Source organism: Barnesiella sp. CU968 (assembly GCF_905219685.1).
GTDB classification, from domain to species: Bacteria; Bacteroidota; Bacteroidia; order Bacteroidales; family Muribaculaceae; genus Lepagella; species Lepagella muris_A.
In genome coordinates this window covers 1-6,446 of the sequence record NZ_CAJMXD010000160.1, presented here as the reverse complement: position 1 = coordinate 6,446, position 6,446 = coordinate 1, and the positions used below count along the sequence as shown (strand labels likewise).

Annotated in this window: 5 protein-coding genes and 1 pseudogene; 3 read left to right on the top strand and 3 right to left on the bottom strand. The window is 46.8% G+C overall.

What is annotated here, in order from left to right; translation table 11 throughout:
- Positions 1-1,041, top strand: a pseudogene (locus JX312_RS07585) (hypothetical protein); the annotation flags it as partial.
- A 256-nt stretch (positions 1,042-1,297) separates the two neighbouring features.
- Here the strand turns inward: JX312_RS07585 and JX312_RS07580 are convergent.
- Positions 1,298-1,846 carry a four helix bundle suffix domain-containing protein gene (locus JX312_RS07580; RefSeq protein ID WP_204457582.1) on the bottom strand — a complete coding sequence of 183 codons (549 nt, stop codon included), beginning with the start codon at positions 1,844-1,846 and terminating at the stop codon, positions 1,298-1,300.
- A gap of 166 nt (positions 1,847-2,012) precedes the next feature.
- Positions 2,013-4,283: an AAA family ATPase gene (locus JX312_RS07575; protein ID WP_204457581.1), complete on the bottom strand. Its 2,271-nt coding sequence runs from the start codon at positions 4,281-4,283 to the stop codon at positions 2,013-2,015.
- Between the two features lie 173 nt (positions 4,284-4,456).
- Here JX312_RS07575 and JX312_RS07570 point away from each other — a divergent pair, with 173 nt between their 5' ends.
- Both JX312_RS07570 and JX312_RS07565 read left to right on the top strand, forming a co-directional pair.
- Complete coding sequence (locus JX312_RS07570) at positions 4,457-5,407, top strand: phosphoribosylaminoimidazolesuccinocarboxamide synthase (RefSeq protein ID WP_123403515.1); 951 nt, start codon at positions 4,457-4,459, stop codon at positions 5,405-5,407.
- Positions 5,408-5,410: 3 nt separating this feature from the next.
- Positions 5,411-5,704 (top strand): Dabb family protein, encoded by a 294-nt coding sequence (locus JX312_RS07565; protein ID WP_123403513.1) that lies wholly within the window; start codon positions 5,411-5,413, stop codon positions 5,702-5,704.
- A 148-nt stretch (positions 5,705-5,852) separates the two neighbouring features.
- Here the strand turns inward: JX312_RS07565 and JX312_RS07560 are convergent.
- Positions 5,853-6,446: hypothetical protein (locus JX312_RS07560; RefSeq protein ID WP_204457580.1), on the bottom strand; the 594-nt coding region annotated here is incomplete at its 5' end.

The following is a 6,446-nucleotide window of genomic DNA, read 5'->3' as shown; positions in this document are numbered from 1 at the left end:
GTCACTGTATATATCAAAGACATTCCGTTCACCGTTACTGAGGGTCAGAAAGTGACCATCGTAGGAGAGAAACTTACGAGCGACATGAAGGTTCCGTATATTGAAGGAGGCAAAATGACAGATGAAGGTACTGGCTCTGTTACTCAGAAGCAACCTTTGGATGTGACGGAAAGTCTTGATAAGGTTAAAGCCGATAATTATCAGCTTGTCACTTTGACTGGTACTTATGATGCAATCATGAAGTGTGTCGGAATCAGGGGTATGGCAAATTCGGCATATATCTATGATTACAAGGATGTTGATGCATTAGAAGAATTGGGTGGTCATAAACTCACGGTAACAGGTTATTATGCAGGTACAGCAAATCCTGTTGTGCGCATCATTCCTTCTGAAATTATTGATCATGGATATAACGAGACTGTATATTTCTTTGATGACTTCGAATGGATGGATCCATGGACAAGCTTAATCGGTGTTCACGATTGGGTTGAGGAGAGTGATAAGGTTGCTGCTGAATCAAAGAATCTTACAAATAAAAACGCAGAAGGAAAGATTCTTATTGATGAGCTTTATGATCGCGGATATAATTTTGTAAAAGCGACTATCGATGGTAAGGAAGACAGACCTTTTGAAAATCGAATTTACGTGCAGAAAAATTATCTTAAATTTTCGCTGACCGGTATTGAGGCGGGTCTTGTGCTTCCGAGCATTTCAGGTATTCCAGATGGAGAAAAATTGCAGATTTGTTTTAACTGGTCTCCAATGCGCCAAGGTAAACCCGGTGAAAAGAATAGGGCTTATGATGCGGTTAACTTGATCGTTATTGTTGAAAACAATGGCAGTGAGGTTAAGATTCCTGTGCCACCTCATACTTTAAAGAATGGAGACAAGCATGAATGGATGAATGCCGTCATTGATTTAGGAGACGAGAAGGTTGATGAAAATACAAAGATCACCATCCGTAGTGCTGATGACAAGTGGCCGCATGATAAAGTGAACAGATGGTTTATAGATAATGTTAAAGTGCGTCAGGCACTCTAATAATCTTAATAATTTATTTAATATGGTATTCAACTTTGAAGTCGCATCGACTTCAAAGTTGAATACCATATAACGTTTTTTGAATGAGGGAGTAAGGTCTCTAAGGTCTTTAAGGTCTTTAAAGACCTTAGAGACCTTAGGGACTTTAAGGTCTTTAGGGACTTTAAAGACTTTAAAGACTTTAGGGTCTTTAGAGACTTTAAGGACTTTAGGGACCTTAAAGACTCTTGTGTGTCGTTGTTGTGTATGGGGTGGGTCAGTAGCCGCGGTTCTTTCTGCGCAGGACACTCATGCGCTCTGAGAAGCCTCCGTTGGCAATGAAGTCGGCTGAAAGTTTTTTTAATTGGCGAAAGAGAAGGTAATCAGCCTGTTTTATCAATATAATGCACATGTTGGCTATCGTGCCGGCAGGTCGTGTCTCTATGAGCTGCATGAAGAATTGCGGATCGTTGTGTTCAATTCCAAGTTTTCTCATGGCTTCAAATTCAACACTGCCTTTATCCCATTGTTTGATGCCACGGGTCTTCAAATAATCCTCATAGTCTTCAAGTAGCTCTTTCAAGCTCGCTTTTGCTACATCTATCAGCTTTATTTCTGTCTTCGCAGAAGTGGATGAGGCTGCGCAGCCTTCGATTATGTTCTGTTTGCCGCTTCGCGCCGCCTGTATCATCTGGTCAACGGTGCGGTCTCCCCTGGTTAGAAACTTATGACAAAAGTAATATGTGATTTGGTAAATTATATCGGTTTTTTGGTAACTCAGGAGCTTTTTATAGTTTCCTCGATTGGGGATTAATTCGTTGTCCATGGAAGTTTCTGTTTAAGTGTTGAAAATTTAAGTTTGACCTTAAGGTTTTAGGGTCTTTAGGGTCTCTAAGGTCTTTAGGGTCTCTAAGGTCTCTAAGGTCTTTAAGGACTTTTGGGACTTTAGGGACTTTAAGGTCTTTAGGGACTTTAAAGACCTTAAAAAAGATTTAGCGGCGGGCGCGGGCGTAGAGGGAGAGGTAGTGGGCGGGAATAGGCCCGGGTATCCGCTCGCGAAGCGCCTGATAATCGGGTTGCCTGCCTTCGGCTGTGAGCTCTTTCGCCGCGTTGTCGAGGATTGTGAAGATTCCTGAGGGGATCACGTCCTCAAGGTTGATCTCTCCGAGTTGTACCATTTCTCCAAGATGACCGGCTATGGTGCCGACTGTGAGACTTCTTGCCGTTGCGATCTCGGAAATGTCTTTGCCGTCGCGGAACATCTGCAGAGTGACACGCTGTGAATATCCTTTGGGCTTTTTCTCTTTTCTTTCTTTATTTTCTTTTGCTTCTTTCGCTTTGCGAGACTTGCGGGTCTTGCCGATTTTTGCAGAACTGACTTCTGTGTCGGCAAGTGCTGCATGCGCCTTGAATCTCATATATGATGCCGGACTGAATTCTTCGTGAGATATTCCTTTGAGAATGGTTTTCTTCATGTTCATCTCGTACCATAGAAGGTCTGCTGCCGACAAGAGCCGTTGCTCGTACGCCGAGTTGTCGAGTTCCATCGGAGTCTCGTTCAGAAGGGTGCAGACCGGTGCCAGTTCTTGCAGAAAATATTGGCAGCCGTTGCTGATCTTGTCGAGAAACGCCTGATTTGCAGTCGCACTCTCTGAGTCTATGCGGCTTGATGCGTAAAGTGTGATGAATTTGTTGCCTACGGTTTCGATTTTGTTGAAAAATGTGTGTTCCGCATTCCTGTATGCTTCAAATAAATCCGGATGTATGGGGGCTACGTATTCCTTGACAACGCGGATAAAGTCGCGGAGTTTTATGCCTAAGGAGGCGAAATCGAACAGCTCCGCAAGGAGCGAGCGGAAATATTCGTCGCGAAGTGAGGCAAGGCGTTCCTCATCCGGAGATGACTGTCTGGATTGTTCTATGAATGAGTTGACGTCTCTGTCAATTATCACGGCGTTTGGAGAAAGCGGTGTCTCGAGTCTCATCCCTGCGAGAGAGCGGCATCTGCTCAGTGCAACGTACAGTTGTCCGGGTGCAAACGATTGTCCGGCGTCTATCACAGCCTTGTCGAAAGTGAGTCCCTGGCTCTTGTGTATCGTTATCGCCCAGGCAAGACGCAATGGAATCTGCGCGAACACGCCGTCGGTGTATTGCCTGATTTCTTTCGTTTCCTCATCTACACGGTAGCTTGTGTTTTCCCATTCGCTGAAAGTTGCCTCTATTGCATCGTATTCGTCATCGTCCGGAACCACGTATACCGTGTCTTCTGTCATGCCTGTGACAGTTCCTATGAGTCCGTTATAGTATCTTCTGTCTGCGCCTGTGTCATTCTTGATAAACATTACCCGCGCACCGATCTTAAGCGTGAGATATTTGTCGGCAGGATAGGATGATTCCGGGAATTTGCCCTTTATCCGGGCTTCGAACACTTTCGCATCGCCTGGAAGTATCGCGAGGTGACGGGCATTGGTGTCATCGGCTATACGGTTGTGGGTAGTCAGCCGTATAGTGCGTATTTCTTCCTCTTGGTCGGCTGGACGGCACATCCGGTTGAGGCTGCAGAGCACCTCCCTGCCGGCGTTGCCGTCGCGTACGGCATTCAGCAGAGAAATGAACTCAGGATCCTGCTGGCGGTAGATTGTCTTCAACTCTACGGTAAGGAATCCGGCTTCGCGGAGGCTGTGGCTTTCGAAGAAATATGGAGATGAATAGAAACCACGCAGCATTTCCCATTCATCGGGTCTGACGACAGGCGCAAGCTGGCGCAGATCTCCGATAAGAAGCAATTGGATCCCTCCGAAAGGACGGTCTATGCCCCGCATTCTGCGAAGCAGACGGTCTACGCCGTCGAGTGTGTCCGGGCGAACCATGGAGATCTCGTCTATGACTATAAGATCAAGGCTGGAGATAAGCCGCCTTTTCTCTTTGCTCATGCGATAGAATCTTTTTTCCTCGCCCAGGAAACCGCGTCCCGGCACAAAAGGCGAGAACGGCAGCTGAAAGAATGAATGGAGAGTCATGCCCCCGGCATTGATTGCCGCCACGCCGGTCGGAGCGAGCACCACCATGCGTTTACGGGATGCATCACGTAAACGCTTCAGGAAAGTTGTCTTACCTGTACCTGCCTTGCCGGTCAGGAAAAGGTTGGCACCTGTTTCTTCGACAATACGTCTGGCAAGGTCAAGCTCACGGTTTATCTGCATCGCAGCTTCCGGTTCGGATGCTATGTCGAAACCGAAATCATCGTCATCTATATGCTTCATAGAGCTAAGTTACAAAAAAATATACATAAAATTGCGGATTGCTTGGAGTTTTTGGGAATTATAAATAATTTTGCGGGAGATATTGAGATATGGGGTGGGGATGTATAGGGTGTGATGGGGCTGTATGGGTGGGCTGAAAACTGAAAACCGAAAACTGAAAACAACATATTCCAATGCAAGTATTAAAAGAAACCGATTTCGAGTTTAAAGGTCAGAAAAGTGTATATCACGGCAAGGTTCGTGATGTCTACAACATCGAGGACAAGTACATGGTAATGGTGGCAACAGACCGTATCTCCGCCTTCGATGTGGTTCTTCCAGAGGGAATTCCCTACAAAGGTCAGGTGCTCAATCAGATTGCGGAGTTTTTCCTCGACTCCACGAAGGATATAGTTCCCAACTGGAAACTTGCCTGCCCGGATCCGATGGTGACAGTCGGTCTATGTTGCGAGCCTCTCAAGATAGAGATGATTGTGCGCGGTTATATAGCCGGTTCCGCATGGCGCGACTACAAGGACGGCGCCCGTGAGATCTGCGGTGTGAGACTTCCTGACGGACTTAAAGAGAATCAGAAGCTTCCTGAGCCTATTCTGACTCCCACAACCAAGGCAGACGCCGGTCATGACGAGAATATCTCGAGAGAGGAGATCATAGCCAGGGGTATTGTTCCCGCAGAGATCTATGAGCAGGTAGAGAAATACGCACTGGCTTTGTTTCGCAGAGGCACAGAGATTGCCGCCCGTCATGGCTTGATACTTGTCGATACCAAATATGAGTTTGGTCTCAAAGACGGCAAGGTGATACTTATTGATGAGATCCACACTCCCGATTCATCCCGTTATTTCTATGCGGAGGGCTACGAAGAGCGTCTCGAGAAAGGGGAGGAGCAGCGGCAGCTTTCCAAAGAGTTTGTGCGCCAGTGGCTGATTTCAAACGGTTTCATGGGTAAAGCGGGACAGCGGGTGCCGGAGATGACTCCCGAGTATTGCGAAGAGGTCAGCAAACGCTATATAGAGCTTTACGAGCATATAACCGGCAAAAAATTCGAGCCGGTAACATCTGGAGGCTCGCTTTCGGACCGCATATATAACAATGTCAGCGATTCTCTGTCACACATGGCGTAAGTTATGGTAAAGCATATAGTGACATTCAGATTCTCCGGCACGGCAGATGAGCGTAAAGCGGCATGTCGCCGTTTTGCAGATGCTCTGCTTGCGCTGCCTGCCCGGATAGACTGCCTTGAGAGCATGGAGGTGGGAATAAACGAGAATCCCTCTGAGACCTGGGATCTTGCGCTGACAGCGATAGTGCCGACAATGGCTGATGTAGAGGTTTATGCCAAGCATCCCGCACATGTGGCAGCGGCTTCGCTTGTCAAACCTCAGATTGAATCGCGAGCCTGCGTTGACTATACTTTCTGATTGAGATATAATCGGACTACAAAAAATGAGCCGGAATCTGTATCGCACGGATTCCGGCTTTCGTCTGATGTCAGGTTTTGTATTCGTTCTGATCTAAGTCTTCAGGTTTTGGAAGTCAGACTCAGTGCCCCTTTTTCTTAACCAATGATTATTCCTTGTGCAAGGTGTTGGGGTTGAATTCGCGGGTATATGTGAGAGTCATCTCGTCTGGGTTGATTGCTATTCCCCCTTTTTCTTCAATGGCCTTCAGCCATTTGGCGCGAAGGTCGGCAATCATTTTCTGTGCTTTCTTCGGCTGGTCCGCCATCATCTTTTTTATCACCCGGGATTCGAGTGCTATCTTGTAACATGACACCCGGATGAATTTCCAGTTCTGGTCCGTCAGATTGTATTTCTTCTGAAGACCGTTGGCTATGGCGTTGCCTTCGGCATCTGCCTCTTTGTCAAATACACCGCGGTAATATTGCCTCAACTGTTCATCGGAGAGTATGGATGAAAGAGCGTTTTCTCTCATTTTCGAGAGCTGATTACGACCTTTCACAGTCAATACACCTTCGTTTTCCTTTACTATATCCACAAATTTAGCATTTTCTTTCTCGATTGCCTTGGCGAGTTTTATCTGCTGTTCTGCCGACAGTTTGGCGAGACCGCACACTTCAAATACATCGCGTTGGGTTGACGGAGAGAATCTTGCAAGAGCTTCTGTGTCGAGTGTCTGGGCAAAAACAGGGGACGCGATTAG

Bases quoted from the DNA above. Each gene is read 5' to 3' on its own strand.
- JX312_RS07580 (WP_204457582.1), bottom strand. From the start codon at position 1,846: ATGGACAACGAATTAATCCCCAATCGAGGAAACTATAAAAAGCTCCTG.
- JX312_RS07575 (WP_204457581.1), bottom strand. From the start codon at position 4,283: ATGAAGCATATAGATGACGATGATTTCGGTTTCGACATAGCATCCGAA.
- JX312_RS07570 (WP_123403515.1), top strand. From the start codon at position 4,457: ATGCAAGTATTAAAAGAAACCGATTTCGAGTTTAAAGGTCAGAAAAGT.
- JX312_RS07565 (WP_123403513.1), top strand. From the start codon at position 5,411: ATGGTAAAGCATATAGTGACATTCAGATTCTCCGGCACGGCAGATGAG.